Source organism: bacterium (assembly GCA_037147175.1).
GTDB lineage: Bacteria > Cyanobacteriota > Vampirovibrionia > Gastranaerophilales > UBA9971 > UBA9971.
Genome location: JBAWVS010000004.1, coordinates 49,606 through 70,608, shown reverse-complemented (window position 1 = coordinate 70,608; position 21,003 = coordinate 49,606). Strand labels below are relative to the sequence as shown.

Annotated in this window: 20 protein-coding genes; 14 read left to right on the top strand and 6 right to left on the bottom strand. The window is 35.0% G+C overall.

The annotated features are described in order from the left end of the window. The first annotated feature begins 9 nt into the window (after nucleotides 1-9). On the top strand, nucleotides 10-447 hold the full coding sequence (gene dtd / locus WCG23_02020) for a D-aminoacyl-tRNA deacylase (protein ID MEI8388640.1): 438 nt from the start codon (nucleotides 10-12) through the stop codon (nucleotides 445-447). Nucleotides 448-542: 95 nt separating this feature from the next. Here dtd and WCG23_02015 read toward each other — a convergent pair whose 3' ends face one another. Beyond that, the gene (locus WCG23_02015; GenBank protein ID MEI8388639.1) at nucleotides 543-1,574 is read right to left on the bottom strand and encodes a sigma-70 family RNA polymerase sigma factor; all 1,032 of its coding nucleotides are present in this window, start codon (nucleotides 1,572-1,574) and stop codon (nucleotides 543-545) included. Nucleotides 1,575-2,058: 484 nt separating this feature from the next. Between WCG23_02015 and WCG23_02010 the strand changes: the two genes are divergently transcribed. Together WCG23_02010 and WCG23_02005 are read left to right on the top strand one after the other, a co-directional pair. Then, entirely contained in the window at nucleotides 2,059-3,972 is a 1,914-nt protein-coding gene (locus WCG23_02010) for a diguanylate cyclase (GenBank protein MEI8388638.1), read from the top strand. 115 nt (nucleotides 3,973-4,087) lie between these two features. Next, on the top strand, nucleotides 4,088-4,918 hold the full coding sequence (locus WCG23_02005; GenBank protein ID MEI8388637.1) for a TIM barrel protein: 831 nt from the start codon (nucleotides 4,088-4,090) through the stop codon (nucleotides 4,916-4,918). 13 nt (nucleotides 4,919-4,931) lie between these two features. Here the strand turns inward: WCG23_02005 and WCG23_02000 are convergent, their stop codons facing one another. Next, nucleotides 4,932-5,258, bottom strand: coding sequence for a hypothetical protein (locus WCG23_02000; protein ID MEI8388636.1), 327 nt, complete (start codon nucleotides 5,256-5,258; stop codon nucleotides 4,932-4,934). Between the two features lie 136 nt (nucleotides 5,259-5,394). On the opposite strand from WCG23_02000, the gene WCG23_01995 reads away from it, so the two are divergent. The 5 genes from WCG23_01995 (at nucleotide 5,395) to WCG23_01975 (ending at nucleotide 11,118) form a co-directional block, all read left to right on the top strand. Then, nucleotides 5,395-6,852 (top strand): menaquinone biosynthesis decarboxylase, encoded by a 1,458-nt coding sequence (locus WCG23_01995; protein ID MEI8388635.1) that lies wholly within the window; start codon nucleotides 5,395-5,397, stop codon nucleotides 6,850-6,852. A 137-nt stretch (nucleotides 6,853-6,989) separates the two neighbouring features. Then, nucleotides 6,990-8,543, top strand: a complete 1,554-nt coding sequence (gene purH / locus WCG23_01990) for a bifunctional phosphoribosylaminoimidazolecarboxamide formyltransferase/IMP cyclohydrolase (GenBank protein ID MEI8388634.1) — start codon at nucleotides 6,990-6,992, stop codon at nucleotides 8,541-8,543. Between the two features lie 15 nt (nucleotides 8,544-8,558). After that, nucleotides 8,559-9,170, top strand: a complete 612-nt coding sequence (plsY, locus tag WCG23_01985; protein ID MEI8388633.1) for a glycerol-3-phosphate 1-O-acyltransferase PlsY — start codon at nucleotides 8,559-8,561, stop codon at nucleotides 9,168-9,170. A 16-nt stretch (nucleotides 9,171-9,186) separates the two neighbouring features. Further along, nucleotides 9,187-10,074: a nitroreductase family protein gene (locus tag WCG23_01980; protein MEI8388632.1), complete on the top strand. Its 888-nt coding sequence runs from the start codon at nucleotides 9,187-9,189 to the stop codon at nucleotides 10,072-10,074. Nucleotides 10,075-10,110: 36 nt separating this feature from the next. Continuing rightward, nucleotides 10,111-11,118, top strand: a complete 1,008-nt coding sequence (locus WCG23_01975) for an NAD(P)H-dependent glycerol-3-phosphate dehydrogenase (GenBank protein ID MEI8388631.1) — start codon at nucleotides 10,111-10,113, stop codon at nucleotides 11,116-11,118. 173 nt (nucleotides 11,119-11,291) lie between these two features. On the opposite strand, the gene WCG23_01970 is transcribed toward WCG23_01975, so the two are convergent. Further along, nucleotides 11,292-11,762: a hypothetical protein gene (locus tag WCG23_01970; GenBank protein MEI8388630.1), complete on the bottom strand. Its 471-nt coding sequence runs from the start codon at nucleotides 11,760-11,762 to the stop codon at nucleotides 11,292-11,294. Between the two features lie 237 nt (nucleotides 11,763-11,999). Here WCG23_01970 and WCG23_01965 point away from each other — a divergent pair, with 237 nt between their 5' ends. The 5 genes from WCG23_01965 to WCG23_01945 all read left to right on the top strand — a co-directional run bounded on the left by WCG23_01965 (nucleotide 12,000) and on the right by WCG23_01945 (nucleotide 16,860). Continuing rightward, nucleotides 12,000-13,226 carry a folylpolyglutamate synthase/dihydrofolate synthase family protein gene (locus WCG23_01965; protein ID MEI8388629.1) on the top strand — a complete coding sequence of 409 codons (1,227 nt, stop codon included), beginning with the start codon at nucleotides 12,000-12,002 and terminating at the stop codon, nucleotides 13,224-13,226. A 167-nt stretch (nucleotides 13,227-13,393) separates the two neighbouring features. Beyond that, nucleotides 13,394-14,071 (top strand): response regulator transcription factor, encoded by a 678-nt coding sequence (locus WCG23_01960; GenBank protein MEI8388628.1) that lies wholly within the window; start codon nucleotides 13,394-13,396, stop codon nucleotides 14,069-14,071. A 181-nt stretch (nucleotides 14,072-14,252) separates the two neighbouring features. Next, nucleotides 14,253-15,017, top strand: coding sequence for a hypothetical protein (locus WCG23_01955; protein MEI8388627.1), 765 nt, complete (start codon nucleotides 14,253-14,255; stop codon nucleotides 15,015-15,017). A 65-nt stretch (nucleotides 15,018-15,082) separates the two neighbouring features. Continuing rightward, nucleotides 15,083-15,544, top strand: coding sequence for a deaminase (locus WCG23_01950; protein ID MEI8388626.1), 462 nt, complete (start codon nucleotides 15,083-15,085; stop codon nucleotides 15,542-15,544). Between the two features lie 38 nt (nucleotides 15,545-15,582). Beyond that, nucleotides 15,583-16,860 carry an amidohydrolase family protein gene (locus tag WCG23_01945; GenBank protein MEI8388625.1) on the top strand — a complete coding sequence of 426 codons (1,278 nt, stop codon included), beginning with the start codon at nucleotides 15,583-15,585 and terminating at the stop codon, nucleotides 16,858-16,860. A gap of 14 nt (nucleotides 16,861-16,874) precedes the next feature. Here WCG23_01945 and WCG23_01940 read toward each other — a convergent pair whose 3' ends face one another. Beyond that, nucleotides 16,875-17,867, bottom strand: coding sequence for a bifunctional oligoribonuclease/PAP phosphatase NrnA (locus tag WCG23_01940; GenBank protein ID MEI8388624.1), 993 nt, complete (start codon nucleotides 17,865-17,867; stop codon nucleotides 16,875-16,877). A gap of 140 nt (nucleotides 17,868-18,007) precedes the next feature. Here WCG23_01940 and WCG23_01935 point away from each other — a divergent pair, with 140 nt between their 5' ends. Continuing rightward, on the top strand, nucleotides 18,008-19,057 hold the full coding sequence (locus tag WCG23_01935; protein ID MEI8388623.1) for a sodium:calcium antiporter: 1,050 nt from the start codon (nucleotides 18,008-18,010) through the stop codon (nucleotides 19,055-19,057). An 11-nt stretch (nucleotides 19,058-19,068) separates the two neighbouring features. On the opposite strand, the gene xerD is transcribed toward WCG23_01935, so the two are convergent. After that, nucleotides 19,069-19,983, bottom strand: coding sequence for a site-specific tyrosine recombinase XerD (gene xerD, locus WCG23_01930; GenBank protein ID MEI8388622.1), 915 nt, complete (start codon nucleotides 19,981-19,983; stop codon nucleotides 19,069-19,071). Nucleotides 19,984-20,016: 33 nt separating this feature from the next. Further along, the gene (gene proC, locus WCG23_01925; protein ID MEI8388621.1) at nucleotides 20,017-20,832 is read right to left on the bottom strand and encodes a pyrroline-5-carboxylate reductase; all 816 of its coding nucleotides are present in this window, start codon (nucleotides 20,830-20,832) and stop codon (nucleotides 20,017-20,019) included. Nucleotides 20,833-21,003 lie beyond the last annotated feature (171 nt).

The following is a 21,003-nucleotide window of genomic DNA, read 5'->3' as shown; positions in this document are numbered from 1 at the left end:
AGAGGAAAAATGAAAGCAGTAATTCAAAGGGTAAAAAAAGCTTCAGTTAATATAAATAACGAACTTTATTCAGATATTGGGCAAGGAATCCTTGTACTCTTAGGGGTTGAAAAAGGAGATGATTTTGAACAGGCACAATTTTTGGCGGATAAAATTGCGAATCTCAGAATTTTTGAAGATGAAAATGAAAAAATGAATTTGTCTTTGTTTGATATAAAAGGAGAAATCCTTGTGGTTTCGCAGTTTACCCTTGCAGCTGACTGCAAAAAAGGGAAAAGACCAAGTTTTGATAATGCCGCAAAACCTGAAACAGCAATACCAATCTATGAAAAATTTGTTGAAATTTTAAAAAATTATAATATATCGACAAAAACAGGACAATTTGGCGCAAATATGGATGTGGCACTCATAAACGACGGACCTGTTACATTTATACTTTCACATTGATTTATTCATCCCGTACACTTATATGAAACAGAAAATTAAAAACAACTAAAAAATAAAGACTGCGAAATTTAAAATCTCGCAGTCTTTATTTATTTTTATAAAATATATTCTTTTAAAGGCTTCATTGCTTTTGACTCTCGAAGCTTTCTAAGGGCTATATCTTCTATTTGCCTGATTCTTTCTTTTGAAAATCCGAAAATCCTTCCTAATTGTTCGAGAGTTTTGCTTCTACCGTCATTTAATCCGAATCTTTCTTTAAGTATAGCCTGCTCTCTTTCTGTAAGAATAGATAAAGCTTTCATTACATTCTCATGAAGAAGATTATCCATCGCTCTGACATGAGGAGAAACGGCCTCAGTATCAGGCACATAATCCTCCAGATAAAGGTCTTCACCTATAGGTAAGTCAAGACTCATTGGTTCTCTTGACATAGCTTTTTTTATACAGGCAACTTTCTCGGCCGAAAGCCGCATGGCTTTTCCTATTTCCTGCACACTCGGCTCTTTGCCTAATTCAAGAGTTAATGTTGTTTTAACTTTTTTATATTGCCTTATTTTGTCGGACATATGAACAGGAATACGTATCGTTCTTGAAGTATTTGCTATACAACGGATTATTGTCTGTCTTATCCACCATGTCGCATAAGTACTGAATTTAAAACCTCGCCTATAATCAAACCTTTCGGCTGCGCGCATTAAACCCAGACTTCCTTCTTGCACCAGATCCATAAAAAGCACGCCCTGTCCGACATATTTTTTACAGATACTCACAACGAGTCTTAAATTTGCCTGAACCAGTTTTGATTTAGCAATTTCAGCTTCTTCTTTTTTGCCTTCTCTGATTTTTCTTCCGAGTTCAATTTCTTCTGAGGCGTTTATCATAGATTTTCTGCCGACATCTCTTAAATACATTTGCAAGATATCATTTGCCCTGAACTCCTGATTAAAAATCTTTTTATGCTTTGGAACATCCTTCAATTCAGCGGCATTTGACTTTATATCTTCATCAATTTCCGTAAAATCTTCTTCAATTTCAAAAACACCAACATCTTCCATTTTGGCAAGATATTCAAAATCCATTTCACTGCTTGCTTTACTGTTTAATTTTACTGAATCCAAACTCGTCATTACTAACCACCTTTTTGTTTAATTTTTTCTATATTTGTTAATAAATTACTAATTAGTACTAATTAATACGCCTAGTATTATGGACGAAAACTCAACACATTTGTTTCATAAATGTCAATACTTTAGTCCGTTTTTTAAAAAAAATAATCCGAATGCACAATAGCAACAAGTGCAAGATTAAGAGTATTCGTGAAAAAAAGCACTAAACAATACTAAGAAATATTACGATTTTTCGGAAAAACCGAAGAACCGTTACAAAAATAAACAATTACCAATACGCAATATCCTCGGGTATCAATTTTTATTGTTTTTTTTTTGTTATGCGGTATAAAAAACTTTTAATAAAATTTCAATACAAATATTAAAAAAAAATAGAATTGGGTCTAGTAAATTAAATAAAAACTTAATAGAATAAACTTTAGGAAGTATATTCGTGTAAAAAATTTTATAGAGTTAAGGTTCATTATAAAAGAGGCTTCAAATTTTGAGTCATAATCAAGAGTTGTCAATAGAAAACCTCTCTAAGCTTAATTCACAGAGAGCTAATACACAGCTTAATGCTCGTAAAGCATTGAATAACTTCTATGCGAGTTATGGCGGAAAATCGCAAAGGTTTTTTTCTCCTTCTTCTGCAAACCCTATAGAGGTAATAACAGAATTTTATAATTCCGTAAAATCGGGTGATACTATAGCAGAAATATACAGTCATCTCCATTATGCTGCTATTAAATTAGGCTATAACTTTACGGCATTAGGAATACCTGATCCTCAAGAAACCGAATTAACCATTAAAATGATGGGGTTTGCTAAAAATGTTTATTCATTTAAATATTCAACTGATGAATCAGAAAATATTCTTGTAAAAAGCTTTAATGACAAAACAATAAAATACGCTAATAATATAAGTTTTTCTTCCGGAACAGGCATTGAAAGAAGGAGAAACAGCAGTTTTGAAAAACAAGATTCGCAAGGCGCAGGCTCAATATCAGCAATGGACGGGTCGAACTCCTTTCAGAGAATCGGCAACGTCGGAGAAAATCAAAGTATAGTTATTCCGCTTGTTCACCAAAATAAAAGCAAGGGTGTTTTTGTTGCAGGAGCAAGCTTAAGAAACAGTAACCATGATGAAATTATCAATACTCTCTGCACTTATGCGACAGTTTTAATAGTAAATAAGCAATTAAACGAACAACTCTGTTCTTCCAAAAATATAGACGGACTGACAGGTCTTAGAAATCATAAAGAATTTCAGGAATGTTTGAGACAAACAATTAAAAATGCGGAAAAAACAGGTGAAAGCGTTTCTGTAATAATCTTTGACATTAATAATATTGCAAGAATAAACAGAGAACACGGTCATTTAAAAGGTGACGAAATTATTTCACTTATAGCCGAGCAAACAAAGAAAAATATCAGAACAAAAGATATAGCAGGTCGATACGGCGGTGATGAAATCGCAATTATCCTCCCCGGGGCTGATAATACAAAAGCATGTTATGTAGCAAAACATATAAATAATTCGTTATCAGCATGCTGTATTGAAGGAATAGGTCATGTAAAAGCCAGCATAGGTGTTGCTACTTATCCTGAATGCGCGAAAGATCAAGAAAAATTGCTAATACTTGCAGAACAGGCAATGCTTATTTCGAAGCATGACGGTTACAAAAGCGGGACAGCAGCTGTTGTAAGCGCTCAGGACATGAACTTCTGGAATAAAATAGCGCTGGACACTCTTGCGCGCGTAATAGCGAAAAGACATTCCCAATGGGGCGTGAATTTTGAAGATGAGCTTGTAAAAAGATTCCTTAAGTCTAAAAAAATGCCTAAAATTCCTCTTGATGTAGTTTCTTCTCTTGTCGGGGCAATTGACGCAAAAGACACTTATACAAGAGGTCATTCTCAGGCTGTTTCAGACTTTGCCGAAGCTCTTGCAAGAAGTATAAATTTACCTGAAAAAACTGTCCAAAGAATCAAACTTGCGGCATTGCTTCATGATGTAGGCAAAATTGGTATAACAGAAGCCGTTTTAAGAAAACCCGGTTCTTTAACAGATCATGAATGGGAAATTATGAAACAACATCCCGTTATTGGAGCTAAAAAAGTTTTAGAGCCTATTAAGTCGCTGAAAGATTTAATTCCGATAGTTAAATACCACCATGAAAGAGTTGACGGACAAGGATATCCTGACAGGTTAAAAGCCGAAGAAATCCCATTAGGAGCTAAAATAGTTGCTATTGCAGATGCTTTCCATGCTTTAATAAGTCATAGACCTTACAGAAAATCATTAACCCTTGACAGATCAATAGAAATTCTCAGATCAGGTGCTGGAACCCAATGGGATAGAGAACTGGTAAACAAATTTATTTCTATAGCACCGTCTTTATGCACAAAATCTTAATTTCAAAATTTTAATTTATATGACCTGCTTTAAAAAGCAGGCTTTTTTATTCGTGTTTAGAATAAAGCACTTTTACGTTAAAATATACCGGAATTAATTTTTAAGGAAACAAGATATGAATGAGCTTTTGTTCGGTACAGCCGGAATCCCGATAAAAACCAACCCGAGAACTTATGAGAACGCATTTCATGATCTTGTTGAAATGAAACTTGGCTGTATGGAGATAGAATTTGTCAGAGGCGTTAATATGAACGCCAAATCTCCGCCTATTGTAAAACAGGCAGCACATGAAAAAGGGCTTGTTTTAACGGCACATGGCCCTTATTTTATTAATCTGGCTTCTCCTGAAGAAGATAAAGTCGACGCCAGCGTAAAAAGAATTCTTGATACTGCCCGTGTTGCCCATGCCTGCGGTGGTTACAGCATAACTTTTCATGCCGCTTTTTATATGGGGCAGGACAAAAAACAGGTTTATAACAAAGTCAAATCAAAATTAACCGAAATTATAAATACTTTAAAATCAGAAAACATCAAAATATGGATTCGCCCTGAACTTACAGGAAAGGCTTCGCAGTGGGGCGATTTAGATGAATTAATCCAACTTTCCAATGAGGTTGAAATGGTGCTTCCCTGCATAGATTTTGCGCATCTTCATGCCAGAAGCGGCGGAGCGTGGAATACTTATGATGAGTTTTCAAGAGTTTTTGAAAAAATGAGCAATGAAATTGGTGTACATGCTTTAGAAAACTTCCATGCCCATATTGCAGGAATAGAATACACCGCCAAAGGCGAGCGAAAACATCTTATGCTCGAAGAATCAGACTTTAATTATAAGGATTTAATGAAAGCTTTTAAGACCTTTAACGTGAAAGGCGCTGTAATATGCGAAAGCCCCGACATCGAAGACGACGCGGTGCTTTTGCAAAAAACTTATGAGGCATTGTAAGGTTAAAAAAATTTTAGATTTTCTTTGCAAATTTTATAACGGACTTCACAACTTTTTGTGTAAGCATTGAAGCAGCAACAAATGCGTTATCAACCATTCCAACAGGAGACAACTTCACTCCTGCTTTAAAGGCAGCTTCTTTTAAGCTTGTTAATGCTTTTTGTGTAACCATCGAGGCAACAACAAAAGGATTATCAACTATTCCAACAGGAGACAACTTCACTCCTGCTTTAAATGCTTTTTCTTTTAAGCCCTGAAATGCAATTTGATTTTTTTGAGCTGATTGGCTTGAATAAGCTGATTTTGTTAAAATAGCTCTGTTAAAATTTTTTACTTCCATATTTTTTCCTTTTTTATTAAATATTTTAATATTACATTTGCTTTAACGCTCCTCAAAAAAAAAGTTGATATCTGTTTTGAATAATTTTAAGAAATTGTTACAAATCAAATTCTTTGTCTAAAGTATTATTTAATTTATGGCATACAAAGATTTACAGGATTTTATAAACACTCTTAAGGAAAGAAATGAGCTTCTGGAAATTGATTTTCCGGTGAGCTCTGAGCTGGAAATTACAGAAATTACTGATAGATCCGGTAAAAACATCGGATTAAAAAACAAAGCACTGCTGTTTAAAAACGTGGAAGGCTATGATATTCCTGTTTTGACAAACGCTTTCGGGTCTTTTGACAGAATGGCTGCTTCTCTCGGAGTTAATAACGTAAAAGAAATTGCCGCAAGGATAGAGGAATTAATAAAACCGGAAATACCTGATTCTCTTGTGGGGAAAGCTGCTTTACTGCCAAAATTATTGGAAGTTAGCCAATTTTTTCCGCAGGGATGTTTCAGCGCCGCTTGTCAGGAAGTTGTTATTACAAACTTAAACCAGCCTATTCTGGACAAATTGCCGATTTTGAAATGCTGGCCTGAAGACGGCGGGGCTTTTATCACGCTTCCTCTTGTTATTACAAAGAATCCCCGTACAGGAAACAGAAATATGGGGATGTACAGGCTTCAAAAATTTGACAATACCACGACAGGCATGCACTGGCACAAGCACCACGACGGGGCTAAGAATTTTCAAGAGGCGAAAAAGGCAGGCAAGAAGTTTGAAATAGCTGTTGCTTTAGGTTGCGATCCTGCTATAACTTATGCGGCAACTGCTCCTGTTCCTCCGTGGATTGATGAAATGATTTTTGCCGGATTTCTCCGTAAAACACCCGTAAAACTGGTTAAATGCAAAACAGTTGATATAGAAGTCCCTGCTGATGCCGAAATTGTTTTAGAAGGGTATGTAGATTTAGAAGAAGAACGCACAGAAGGACCTTTTGGCGATCATACAGGCTATTATAGTCTTGCTGATAAGTATCCTGTTTTTCATATTACCTGTATGACTCACAAAAAAAATCCTGTATATCCTGCAACAATTGTCGGAAAGCCTCCGCAGGAAGATTGCTATATGGGAAAAGCAACTGAACAGATTTTCCTGCCTGTATTAAGACTTATTTTGCCTGAAATAACAGACATGAATTTGCCTTTTGAGGGAGTTTTCCATAACTGCGCAATCATCAGCATTGACAAGAAATTTGCAGGACATGCAAACAAAATCATCAATGCTGTCTGGGGTTTAGGACAGCTTATGTTTACAAAGTTTGTTATCATTGTAGACTCTGATGTGGATGTGCATGATATTTCTGCGGTGAGCTGGAAAATTTTTAACAATACAGACCCTTCCAGAGATTGCGTTATTACTAAAGGACCTCTTGATGTGCTTGACCATTCCTGTGATTTATCAGGTTATGGCGGAAAAATGGGAATTGATGCCACGAAAAAATGGGACTCGGAAGGTTTCACAAGAGAATGGCCCGAAGAAATTTTAATGTCAGAGGACATTAAGAAAAAAGTTGATGATAAATTAAAGAGCTTTTTAGGATGATTGTGCCATAGTGCTTTTAGGAGTGATGCTTTTCAGTATAAACAGTCGATTTAACCTATTTTCTTGAATACGATAAACTATTGCCATATAATTAATTATCAATTCGTCAGCGAATTAAATTTAAAGGAGTGAGTTGGATGAGAAGTAAAAAAGCTTTTATAAGTGTTTATGACAAAGACGGAATAGTGGATTTTGCTGGCAAATTGCAGAATCAATTCGGCTATCAAATTATTTCAACAGGCGGAACTTATAAAGAACTAAAAGAAAACGGGCTTGAAGTAACGGAAATTTCCGAGATAACCGGATTTACGGAACTTCTTAACGGAAAAGTAAAATCCCTTCATCCCAAGATTCATGCAGGTATTCTTGCCTCCAGAAATCGTGAAGAGGAAATTAAAGAGCTTGAAAATAACGATATTGACCTTATTGATATGGTTATAGTAAATCTTTACCCTTTTGAAGAAGCTTCGAAAGATCAAGAAATGCCTGTAGAAAAGCTTTATGAATATATCGATATCGGCGGAGTTGCTCTATTAAGAGCTGCTGCAAAAAATTTCTTCAGCGTAACCCCCGTTTTTTCAACTGCTATGTATGAAAAAATTATCGATGATCTCTATGAAAATGAGGGAAATACAACTTATGAACTTAGAAGAGATCTGGCAGTGCAAACTTTCAGATATGTATCTTCGTATGATTCAATTATTTCAGAGCAACTGGCAAAAAGACTTCTGGACGAATCAGAAGAGGGACTGCCTCAGGTATTTAGCTTAAACCTCGATAAAGTCCGGGATTTAAGATATGGGGAAAATCCTCACCAGAAGGCAGCTTTATACAAAAAACATTCAACTATAGATTTTGAGCTTTTGCATGGAAAAGAACTTTCTTATAACAATATGGTGGATTTGGCTTCTGCATTAAATATTGTCAGTGAATTTATAGATGTTCCTGCCGCGTGCATTATCAAACACAACAATCCTTGCGGTGTTGCTCTTGGTAATACAATCACAGATGCTTACTTAAAGGCTCATTGTTGTGATCCTATAAGTGCATTTGGAGGAATTATAGGATTAAACGAACCTGTAACCAAAGAAATAGCTGAACATTCAGTAAAAATATTTTTTGAAGTTATTGTCGCTCCTGATTTTACAGAAGAAGCTCTCGAAATACTCAAGACCAAGAAAAATTTAAGGCTTGTAAAAATTCCTGTTAATCTCTTTGCATACAGGCAAGCGCAAAAATATACAATAAAAGATTTGCCGTTCGGAACTTTGATTCAGGATTCAGACAAAGCAGAGCTTACAGCAAATAACTTCAAGGTTGCAACTTCTAATAAACCAACTGAAAAACAAATCGAAGATATGCTTTTTGCCTGGAAAGTTGTAAAGCATGTAGGTTCTAATGCAATAGTAGTTGCAAAAGACCTTAGAACTCTGGGAATAGGAATGGGGCAAACAAGTAGAATTGCTTCTATGGAGATAGCTTTAAGTCAGGCATGTGATGAAGCAAGAGACGCAGTGATTGCAAGTGACGGATTTTTCCCTGCTGTAGATAATATTCATGCGGCTATGCAGTCAAGAATAGGGGCTATAATTCAACCTGGCGGAAGCATAAAAGACGCTGATGTCATTGCAGAATCCGAAAAATACGAAATTGCAATGATTATGACAGGATTAAGACACTTTAAACACTAGAGAGAAAGGCTTAACATGATTGTTTTATATTTGACCACAATAATTTTTGCCTATCTTACAGGCTCTTTTCCTACAGGCTATATTCTTGTAAAAGCCTTAAAAGGCATAGATATAAGAGAAATTGGCAGCGGAAGCACCGGAGCTACAAACGTAAAAAGAGTTCTTGGAATGAAAGCTTATATTTTTGTGATGTTTGTAGATGCCTTAAAAGGACTTTTGCCTGTTTTGGCAGCAAAATATATTGATTCAAAGCTGGGTATTCTTTCAGGTTTCCATATTTTGCCTGTTCTGGTTGCTGTTGCGGTTATTATGGGACACAGCAAATCAATATTTCTTAAATTTTCCGGCGGAAAATCAGTTGCTTCAGGTGTTGGAACAATTCTCGGATTATGCCCTCCTGTTGGACTTATTACGATTTTGAGCTGGGTTGTCCTGACTTATTTTACAAAAATTGTTTCTATAAGCTCCATAATAGTTATTCTCCTTACTCCTGTATGGATGTTTGTATTTAAACAGCCTTTAAGTTACCTAATTTATTGTCTTTTAGGGGCTTTATACATTGTTTATCTTCATCGTGAAAACATAAAAAGGCTTCTTTCAGGAAACGAAAACAAAATCAGAAATTGATAAAAGGAAAATATAGATGTTTAACAAGGAAAAACATGTAAATATTGAGATTAATGAAGCAAAATGCGTACATTGCTCTTTATGTGCAAATATTTGTCCAGGTGAATATCTTATACTTGATAATAATTCAATAAAAGCCAATGAAAAGTCTTTATTTGGATGTATTCAATGCGGTAACTGTATGATGGTCTGTCCTAACAGCTGTATAAAAATCACAGGGGAATCAATTTCGGAAAGTGATGTTTTTGATTTAAGTCAGGATTTGCCGAGTTTTGATGAAGTAAATTCTTTGTTTCTAAAAAGAAGAAGTATCAGAAAGTTTAAGAAACAAGAACTTGAACAGGAAATAATTGAGAAAATTTTACAAGCAGCTTCTACAGCACCTGTGAGCATTCCTCCTTCCGAAACAAAAATCCTTGTTATAAGTGGGTTTGATAAAGTCCAAGAACTTGCAGATCAGCTGGTTAAAAGATTTGATAAGCTTCTGAAAATCATGAACCCCTTTGTTTTAGGTCTTTTTAGACCATTTATGGGCAAAAGTAAATACAAAATATTTAAAGAATTTGTTATTACTCTTCTAAAAACTATTATTGAGGAAAGAAAAAAAGGAAAAGATATTCTTTTTTATAATGCACCTGCGGTATTATTATTTTACGGAACGGAAATGAATCTTGATAAAGAGGATCAAATTATTGCTTCAACATATGCTTCTATAGCAGCAGAAGCTTTCGGGTTAGGAACCTGTATAATAGGATCTGTAGTTCCCGGCTTTGACGAAAAATTAAAACAAAAATATGGAATCTTAAAAGGAGAAACACTGGTAACTGCATTTGTGTTGGGATATCCTGACCAAAAATTTAACAGGGGAATAAAAAGAAAATTTAATTCTATACAGTATTATTAAAAAGCATATAATTAATTTGGAGGTTTTTAATAAATAATGAAATTAACAGTTTTAGGGGCGGGTAGTTGGGGTTTATGTCTTACAAGGCTTTTAACCGACAATTTTGAAGAAGTTTACCTCTGGTCAAGAGAAGAAGACCTTTCCGAGGAACTTATTACAACAAAATCAACAAGGTTTCCTTTTGAAATAAAGCTTGATAACAAAGTTCAAATAACTTCTAATCTCAAAGAAGCGATAAAAGACGCTAAAATTATACTTCTGGTTGTTGCAACTTCAGGGATAAGACCTGTTTGTCAGCAGCTTAAAGAAGCAGGCATCACAAAAGATCAAATAGTTGTGAATGCCTCCAAAGGTCTTGAACTGCCCGGTCTTTACAGGATGAGCGAAGTTATTTCTCAAGAACTGCCTGAGAATAAAGTTGTTGTACTTTCCGGTCCTACTCTTGCAAAAGAAGTATTGAAAGGTCTTCCGACAGCGGCTTCCGTTGCTTGTGAAGATATGGAAACAGCAAATTTGGTTCAGGAAAAATTTACTGTTTTTGATAAATTCAGGCTTTATAGCAATAACGACCTTATTGGCGTTGAGCTCGGCGGAAGTTTAAAGAACGTTATAGCTATTGCTTCAGGGTTTATTGAAGCAATGGGACTGGGAGATAACGCCAGAGGAGCTCTTTTAACAAGAGGGCTGTCCGAAATGGTAAGAATAAGTGTGGCTTTGGGAGCGAATCCAAGTACGTTATACGGACTTTCCGGCGTTGGTGATTTAATAGCCACATGCAGCAGCCCTTTAAGCAGAAATTATCGGGTAGGATACCTTTTAGGTCAAGGCAAAAAGCTTGATGCTATTCTTAAAGAAGTCGGCACTGTGGCAGAAGGCGTTAAAACTTCTAAAGCTGTTGTTGAGCTTTCAAAAAAGCTCAACATAGAAACTCCTGTTTCAGAAGCAATTTATGAGGCTGTTTATACTGATATAAAACCGGAAGAAGTTGTTAACAAGCTCATGACAAGAAAATTAAAACCGGAAGATACCTACAAATTGGTGTAAAAATTCAAGACCTTAAAGAATTATAAATATGAAAGCAAAAAGATGTCATTCTGAGGCAAAGCCGAAGAATCTGTCTAATCAGGTTTATAGACTTGATTCTTAAATGGACAGATGCTTCGTTTCACTCAGCATGACAAAAAGAAAATACTCTAAAGGACGCGAATTGGTATAAATTATTGTGCTTTAGGTTTAATTTTTTGTATTAATTCATCAACTTGAACAATAGCGCCTTTTTTACCATACAAAGCTGATCCGGTGTGTTCATTTACATAACTCTTAACTATTTGTGTTAAATAATCTGCAAATTCATTAAATCCACTTCCGTAGTACGAGGCTAATTCTGACAAAGAACCTTTTGCGGTGCCCAAATAACCTACTTCATTAGTATGCAATAATAATTGCTTCTCTAAAAAAGTTCCGGGGTCTTTTAAAAATTTTAAAATCGTTCCATCTGACAAGGCTGCATTTATATGACTTTCCATACGACCGCTATTATAATGTCTACATTCAGCACACACCATATCACTTGCAGCCGTAACTGAATGCATTAATGCTTTTCCGAAATTTTCTACAATTTCTTGTTTTCCGCTAAACCCTGGCTGTTGTTTGCTCTGTTGAATTGGGTTGAATGCTACGTTCATCATTTTTTGCTTTTCCTTTCCTTTATACTTAATTTATAAATTATATTTATTGATTTCTTAATAACTAAAGTCCACACAAGAAAAAAATTGATACCTTTTCTCCACATTGTTTTTTAAAAAATACGGCATAAAATATCAGCACTTAAAATAATTCTTCTTAACTATTCTTAATATTAATTAACTGTTTATTTTTCTGATTCTCAGTAAAATTGCATGTGTAGGTTGAGACTTAAAATAAAAATGCCGAATAAAATCATTTCATACGAAAAAGCTATAGATATCCTGACTTCTCAGGGTAAGTTTTATATAAACCTCGGGCTGGATAGAGTTAAGAGCTTACTTGAGCTTTATAACAATCCGCAGGAAAAAATAAAATGTATTCATGTGGCGGGAACTAACGGAAAAGGCTCAACATGCGCAATGCTTGCTTCTGTTTTAACTCATGCAGGGTATAAAACAGGGCTTTATACAAGCCCGCATCTTGTGGATTATACGGAACGGATTAAAATTAGCGGAAGTGAGATATCTAAAGAGGACTTTGCAGATTTAATTTTTGATATTATCAAAACATCTGAAGAAAATCAGATTCATGTTACAGAATTTGAAATCCTGACTGTTTTAGCTTTTATTTATTTCAAAAAACAGCAGATTGACTTTGCGGTTATAGAAACAGGTCTGGGCGGAAGACTTGATGCTACAAATATTATCAAAAACCCTCTAGTATCAATCATAACAACTATTGACTTAGATCATGTTGACAGGCTGGGCGATACTATCGAAAAAATTGCTTTTGAAAAAGCAGGGATTATAAAGCAAAATGCCCCTGCAATTACTTTAAAAAACAACAAAGGGCTGGAGGTTATAAGAGAAAAAGCTGCTCAATCCCATAGCAATTTGATATTGGCAGAAGAGGTTAACAATCTTTATGAAACAAATTTAATGGGTTTATGGCAGAAAAAAAATCTTTCGCTTGCGGTGCAGGCTATTGAAATATTAAAGGCGCAAGGAATTGATATTTCTGATTCGGCTGTAAAAAATGGGTTGGAAAATGTTCAATGGGTGGCAAGGTTTCAATATATAAAAAAGTTTAATTTAATACTTGACGGGGCGCATAATCCGAATGCCGCCAAATTGCTGAGAGAAAGCCTTGATTTATACTATGCCGACAAAGAAAGAATCTGGATTTATTCTTCTATAAGTACAAAAAATTATGAAGAAGTGATGGAAATTTTATTCCGGCATGGCGATACAGTAGTATTTACGCAGTCAAACTCGGGTGCTGCTGTTTCATCAGAAATTTTAAGAACCAGATTGATAAAAACAAACATGCCATGTAAAATATATACAACTAAAAACACAAAAGAAGCTATAAATATTTATACCGGATTGGTAACAAATAAAAATATAGGTATAATGGCAGGATCGCTATATAGCGCAGGTGATTTTTTGTCTCAATATAACGTGTAAAAATTATACTTTTAAATTTCAACTACTACCCGACTAGGGTATTTTTCATAAATTCGCTCATCTGATTTGTATTTTATGGTAGTATTGCTCTTGAAATATAAATACAAATAATTGTTTAAAAGTGTAAAAAGGCGTTAGCTTAACTAGTATTAGAAAAGGAAAAATTTATGCAGTCTATTGAAACATCAACTGTAAGAATAGTAATTGTAGAAGATTATAAGCTTACACGTGTGGGTTTGAGGTCTTCCTTAAATGAATTTGAAGGAATTCAAGTAATAGGAGAAGCTGAAGACGGAGAAAAAGGAATGGCTTTGATTAAAGAATTAAAGCCGGATGTGGTTCTTATGGATCTGGGGTTACCCGGAATTAACGGAATTGAAGCAACACAGCAGGTAAAAGCTTTTGATGACAAGATAAAAGTCGTTATTCTTACTTCACATGACAGAGATGAAGAAGTTCTCGCCTCTCTTGGTTCAGGAGCAAACGCTTATTGTCTTAAGGATATAGAACCAAATACACTTGTAAATGTGCTTAAAAATGTCAGTCAAGGAGCAGCATGGTTAGATCCTGCAGTTGCAAAAGTCGCATTAAATCTTTTCCCCAAGCCTCAATCTACAAAAGTTATTAACCCTTCCGAAATTTCAGATGCACGGGCTCAGCTCACAGAAAGAGAAATGGAAGTTCTAAGACTTTTAGTTCAAGGAAAAAGCAACACAGAAATTGCAAAAGACCTTATTGTAAGTGTTCATACCGCAAAAGCCCATGTGTGCAGCATTTTGCAAAAACTTTGTGTGGATGACAGAGTTCAAGCAGCTGTAAAAGCTATCAGGGAAAATATTATTTAGCATATCGCTGGACTTTAGTATAACTAAAATAAAAAGACTTCCTTAAAAAAAGGAGGTCTTTTTTAGCTCATTTTAGTCTTGAAAAAATAATAAATAGCCCTTATAGATAACTAAATAGTTAAATAAATTTAAGAGCTTTCTTGTCAAAATACTTTTAATAAAATAAGAGGTATTTTGAAACATGAAATTAAATAAAATTTTATTAATTTTATTAATAATGTTATTTATAACTCAAATTTTCTCAAAAAGCGTAACTGCAAAAACACCGGATTATAAAAGCAGACTTGAAAAAGAACATCTGGTTTTGACAAAAGCATTATCCGAGCTATGCAGCGAAACAACTAAACCCTGCGATAAAATAGAACTAAAGGTTCTCGAGGATATAAATTGCGGCAATAGAACTATAATTCCATGCGATAGTATAATCGAGGGAAAAGTTGTCAAGGTCAAAAACAGTTTTTTCTTAAGATCTGATGCGTATATTGATTTTTTAATTACAAATATAAAAATGAGTTCAGGCTGTAATATATGTTTAGAAAAAGAACCTATAAAACTCAGAATAGTCGATCCTAATTATAAAAATATTGTAAGACGAGTTTTGCAAAGAGCGCCGGTTTTTGTTGGAGGTCTGGCAACTTCTATTTCGTTGGGAGCAGCATCACCCTTAAGTAACGGAGTTATAGCAGCCGTAAGTATAGGAGCATCAGCATTAGGAGGATTTGTATCCGGTTTTGTCGATCCTGATATAGACAAAACAAGAATTGACGGTGCAATTACGAGAGGTGTCGAAGGAACTCCTCTGGGAAGTTTTCTTCTTACTGTAGAAAATGGCTGTAGTATTAATTCTTTTAATTTCTGTTATGTAACAATAAAATTTGATGAGAAAGCAAGACAAAAAGTTTTCTGCTCAATGCAAAGAGCTATTGCTGCGAGCAATAATTTTTAATTTATAGTTTCAAATGTTATACTGTTATAGAAAATCAAAACAGGTATATGGGAGGTATAAATTAAATGCGTCCAAGTTTTACAGAATATTTTATGGGTTTTGCCAGACAGGCATCAACTCGTTCAAGTTGCATAAGAGCGCAAGTCGGTGCAGTTATTGTTGATACAAATAATAAAATTAAATCCACGGGCTATAATGGTACGCCAAGCAAAGTAATTTCTTGCCTCGAAAAGGGATTATGCTATCGTGTAGAAAATAACATTCCCTCCGGAACCAGATATGAGACATGCCAGTCAATTCATGCCGAGCAAAATGCTATTATTCAGGCGGGAGAAAAAACATGCCAGGATGGAACAATTTATATTTACGGGCATGACCAGATTTGTATTCTCTGCAAAAGATTTATAGTTCAGGCAGGATTGAACGATATTTATATCCAAAAAAATGAAAGCTCAAAAATTGTTCATTTTAAAGTTGAAGACCTGCGATATGATTTGAACAACAGTCAAAAAATAACAACTATTTAATCTTTGCCTTTTTGCAATGATAAAGAAAGCCTGAAATTGTGAAATTTTACAAATCAAAATATATAATCTCTTCAGGGGAAACCGTTTGCGAGGATAGTATTCTTGCCGTTAAAGATGGGAAAGTTTTTGACATAATTAAAAACAATGAACTTCCTGAAACTTCAGAAATTATTGACTTTGGTAACGCTGTAATAACTTCAGGCTTTATAAATTTGCATACTCATTTGCAATATACAGACTTAAAACCGATATTTAAACAGGGACAAGAGTCTGAAAATATTAATTTTGCGGACTGGATAATAAGTTTGATGAAACAATATTATTTCTGGTCAGAATCAAGAAAAATAAAATCATTTAAAAATGGCTTAAGAGAAGCTGTTTTGTCGGGATGTACCTGTATAGCCCAGCTTTCACAGGAAGAATATTTTATAGATATCCTGAATAATATTGACTTGAAAAGCTTTGTGTTTCTGGAAACTTTTTCAAATACTGAGGAAAACAGTAAAAAAGAAATTGAAAAACTCAAAAAACAAATTAAAGAAAAAACCTCAATAAATGTTACTATCGGAATTTCACCACATTCTATTTATAATGTCCACAGGCTTTTATGGGAAGAAATAGCTAAATTTTCAGCAGTGGAAAATGTTTTGGTTCATACACATCTTGCAGAATCACATGATGAAACTAACTGGCTGAATAATATGCCATCAGGCATAGATAAAATACATAAACTGATTAATTGGAATAACATGAAGCCTTATGAGCCCAACTTAACGCCTGTTGAATATCTGGAAAATCTTGGAGTTTTAGAGGTATTTAAGGAAAATTTAACAGCCGCTCATTGTGTGGAATTGGACGAAAAATCTCTGGAAAAACTTGTTAATTACGGGGTAAAAATTGCACACTGTCCGAGAAGTAATATTCTGCTTCATAAAAAAACTTTGAATTTAAACAATTTGCCTCAAAATATTCTTGAAAATACAGGTATAGGAACGGACAGCAGGTTCAGTAATTATGATTTAAGTATTTTAAATGAGGCGAAGTATGCTAAAGCGCACACAACGCTCGAGTTTCACAAAATTATCGATATGTTAACAATGAATTCAGCGCGTATATTAAAAATTGACGACAAAACAGGTTCTCTTCAAAAAAGCAAAGACGCTGATTTTTTAGTTTTTAATCTGGCAGATGATGAGAATTATCAGGATATTTTGAATAAAGAGAAGCCTGATAATGTTTTTATTAAAGGGATTCAGATATCAAAAAACGGGAAATTCATCTCCAGAGAGTGGGAATTCCTTAATGAATCGGAATAATATAAAATTTTTATTTAAACGTGTATTTTAGCTTTTATAACCTGTTTTCGAACAGTTTTAATGACATCATTTACCGCTTCGTTAAGGTTTTTTTCCAGCAAACATCCTGCTGCAAGCTTATGACCGCCTCCGCCAAAGAAGCTTGCTATTTCGCAAACATCTATGCCGTTACTTCTAAAGCTTACCTTAGTTGAGCCTTTAATGGTTTCCTTAAACACAAGCGCCATTTTTACCGAATTAATCTGTCTTAATGCTTCTGTAATCCCATCTATGTACTCATCACTTGCATTTATCTCTTCAAGAAGCTTTCTTGTTATGGTGGTGTATACTATTTCATTGTTTTCGATATAAACTGCGTTATCAATAGCCCTTGCATGAAGTTGAACCATGGCAAGAGGCTTTGATTCATAGCATTTTTCGTAAATATTAACCGGATTGGCTCCTGCTTCAAGCAATTCAGCGCAAATTTTAAATGTTTCCGGCTTTGTATTTTCGAATTTAAACCCGCCGGTATCTGTCAATATGGCTGTATAGAGGTCAATAGCAATATTTTGTGTCAACTTAACGCCAAGAGGTTCAATTAATCCGAATAAAACTTCACCTGTAGCCGATGCTATAGGGTTTATCCAGTCAATATCGGCAAAACCTTCGTTGCTTATGTGATGATCTATATTTATTGTGTTTCTGGCGTTGTTAAATAACTCAGTAGCGTCTCCTAACCTGTCTTTGCATGCGCAATCAACCGTGATTGCGAGATCATAGCTCTGATGCAGCTCGGTATCATTTGATTTTTTTAAATATTCTATACCGGGCAAAAATCTGTATAAGTCAGGGATTTTCCCTGTAATAACAGCGTCCAGTTTACTCACATTGCCAAGCTGGCTTATCATTTCTCTTAGAGCAAGTGCAGAACCAAGTCCATCTCCGTCAGGAGCGACATGGTGGAAAATTATAACAGTTTTTGCTTTTTTAATGCTTTCCGCTACTTTTTGAACTGTATTCATCATCAATTAAATTTCTTTTTATTAGGCTGGTTTTAATTTTAAAAAAATATAACTGCCACTTCGCAATAAATTTTTTGCGTTTACCTCAAAATTGTAGCATAATCATAACTAATCTGAAATAAATTAAAAAAGAAGAGTGAATTATGGAAGTTTTTTTATCATTTGTATCAATATTAATTATTTTAGCGCTGATAGTGCTTGCCTGTGTGGTTTTTACGAATGCAGTGGAGCATCTGGGCGAAGAATTGAATTTATCTGAAGGCGCTGTAGGAAGTGTACTTGCTGCTGTCGGAACGGCTCTCCCTGAAACAATAGTTCCACTTGTTGCAATAATAGGGGCTTATATTGCAGGGACAAATATGGAAAAAGCCCAAGAAATAGGGATAGGAGCAATACTTGGTGCGCCATTTTTACTCGGTACACTTGCCTTTTTCGTAACAGGGCTTGCTGTAATAATCTTTACAAAGGCAGGAAGACGTACTAAAGAAATGCCTGTCAATACAGTTGTTATGTTTAGGGATCTTCATTATTTTGCACTTGCCTATACAATTTCTATTTTAAGTTCTTTCATTCCGTTTAAACCTTTAAAATTAGTTATGGCAGGTCTTTTATTGCTGATTTATCTGGTATATGTTGTAAAAACAATCCAAACAGCAAGTAAAGAGCAAGAAGGCGGACAGGAAGAACTTGCAGCCCTTTACCTTACAAAATATATAGAACCGCCTGAGGCTTTGCAGCTACCTTTTATTTTGTTTCAATTATTGCTCTCTCTTGTCGGCATAATTCTTCTTGCTCATGTATTTGTTGGGCAAATAGAGTTTTTGTCTACTTTTTTCAAAATAAATCCGCTTATCTTAAGTCTTATCATTACACCGATTGCAACCGAACTTCCTGAAAAATTCAACAGCGTAATTTGGATAAGAGCAAAAAAAGATACACTTGCCTTAGGAAACATAACGGGAGCAATGGTTTTTCAGAGTTGTATCCCTACAGCGGTTGGGTTATCGCTTACTCCTTGGGTATTAAGTATGGATGCTCTTGCAAATGTGATAGTTGTTTATCTTTCTGTAGGGGTTGTTTATCTCAATATCATCCGCAACAAAGGAGTTTTGCAGCCGTCAGCACTTATGACAGGCGGATTGTTTTATATTATTTACCTGATTTATGTTGTTTTTAAGATTTCGCAGGGTTAATAATATTTTATTTAATCATTATTAATAGCAAAATAAACGTCTTTAAGGCGTTTTTTGCTTATATGGGTGTACAGTTGTGTTGTTGAAACATCGCAATGCCCCAGTAATTCTTGAACAATTCTTAAGTCAGCTCCATTTTCAAGCAGGTGGGTGGCGAAACTGTGCCTTATCGTATGAGGAGTTATGTGCTTGTTTACAACTTTCCCAAGATTTTTAACCAGCAAATAAACATCTTGCCTCGAAATTCGCTCCCCTTTTTCCGAAACAAACAAAACTTCAGTTTTTTTCTTGATTTTCCTAAGAACAAAATCTCTTTCTTTTAGATAATTTTTAATTTTAAGTTTTGCTTCTTCTCCTACAGGCACGAGTCTTTCTTTTGAACCCTTCCCGAAACACCTGACATATCCGCCGTCTAGACTTATGTTTCCTATGTCGAGATTTACCAGTTCAGAAACCCGCAATCCTGCCGCATAAAGAAGCTCTATAATTGCTTTATCACGAAAAGACAGCGGCTGGGATAAAATATTCTCCATTTCTCCTGTAGTCAGAACTTTAGGCAACCTTCTCTCGAGTTTTGGCTGCTCTATACTGAGAGTGGGATCGTGTTCAATTAGTTCATTGGCTGTCATCCATTTGAACCAGCCCCTAAGAGAAGCAATTTTTCTCGTTATGCTCGTAGCAGAGAGCTTATTTTGCTTCATTTCCCTGATATAAGCGTTTATTATAGAACGTGTCAATTTTTCAAAACAATGAATGCTGTTTTGTTCCAGAAAATCGATAAAAAAAGTTAAATCTCTCCTGTAAGCTTGTTCTGTATTAGGAGAAAGACCTCTTTCTATAAACAAATATTCTATGTATTCGGAAAGAAACTCATAAAAAGTGTTTAAATCAGTTGTGTTTTCCGAATTTTCTTTGAATACTTCCATGAAAGACCTTTTTGTAAGTTGTTTTCAATTATCTTATTTTCCCAAACCAGAAGCGGCATGAGCAGTTTCTATAACAGTTTTGGACATGGCTGCTCTTACTTTTTCCTCTTCCATTACCAACAAGCCTGCTATTGTACAGCCGCCAGGTGTTGTAACTTCGTCTTTGAGTACAGAGGGATGTTTGCCTGTTTCAAGAACCATTTTTGCAGCACCTAAACATGTTTGGGCTGCAAGTTCTAGGGCTGCCTGTTTTGTCAATCCAAGTCTGACTCCACCGTCAGCAAGAGCCTCTATTATCAGAAAAATAAAAGCAGGACCGCTGCCGCTAATGCCGGTTACGGTATTAATAAGCCTCTCAGGCACTCTGATGGCTCTTCCAATGCTTTTAAATAATTCAAGCACTAAATCAGCCTGTTCATCAGTTGCATGACGACCTTTAGCGATTGCAGACATTCCTTCGTTGACAACTGCGGGAGTGTTTGGCATTACTCTGATTACATGAGTTTTACGGCTCAGTGTGTCTTCAATAAAATCAGTGCTTACGCCTGCTGCTATTGAAACAACAAGTTTCTCAGGGGTAATAAAGTCTTTTATTTCGTATAAAACGGATTCTATAACTCCATAAGGCTTTATACATAGGAATACTATGTCAGAATTTTTTGTAACTTCTTTGTTGTCGGTAATAACATTGATTCCAAGAACAGCAGAAGCTTGTTTAGCCAATTCTTCAGAAACTTCGGAAGCCATAATGTTTTCTGAAGGGACAGCTCCGGAATTTAATAAACCTTTTATTATTGCTTTTGCCATTGTTCCTGCGCCAATGAAGCCTATTTTTTTATTAATTGCCATGAAAATCTCCTTTTTTATAAATTATGCATCATTTCTAAATTCAAATAATTCTACTTATTTTATAACTAATTTTAAAGTCGCTGTAAACTTTGTAAATTAATCTTTATTATTTTTTATTATCATGATTAAATGAATTTACGATTGAAAAATTAACAATATTAAAATATATAA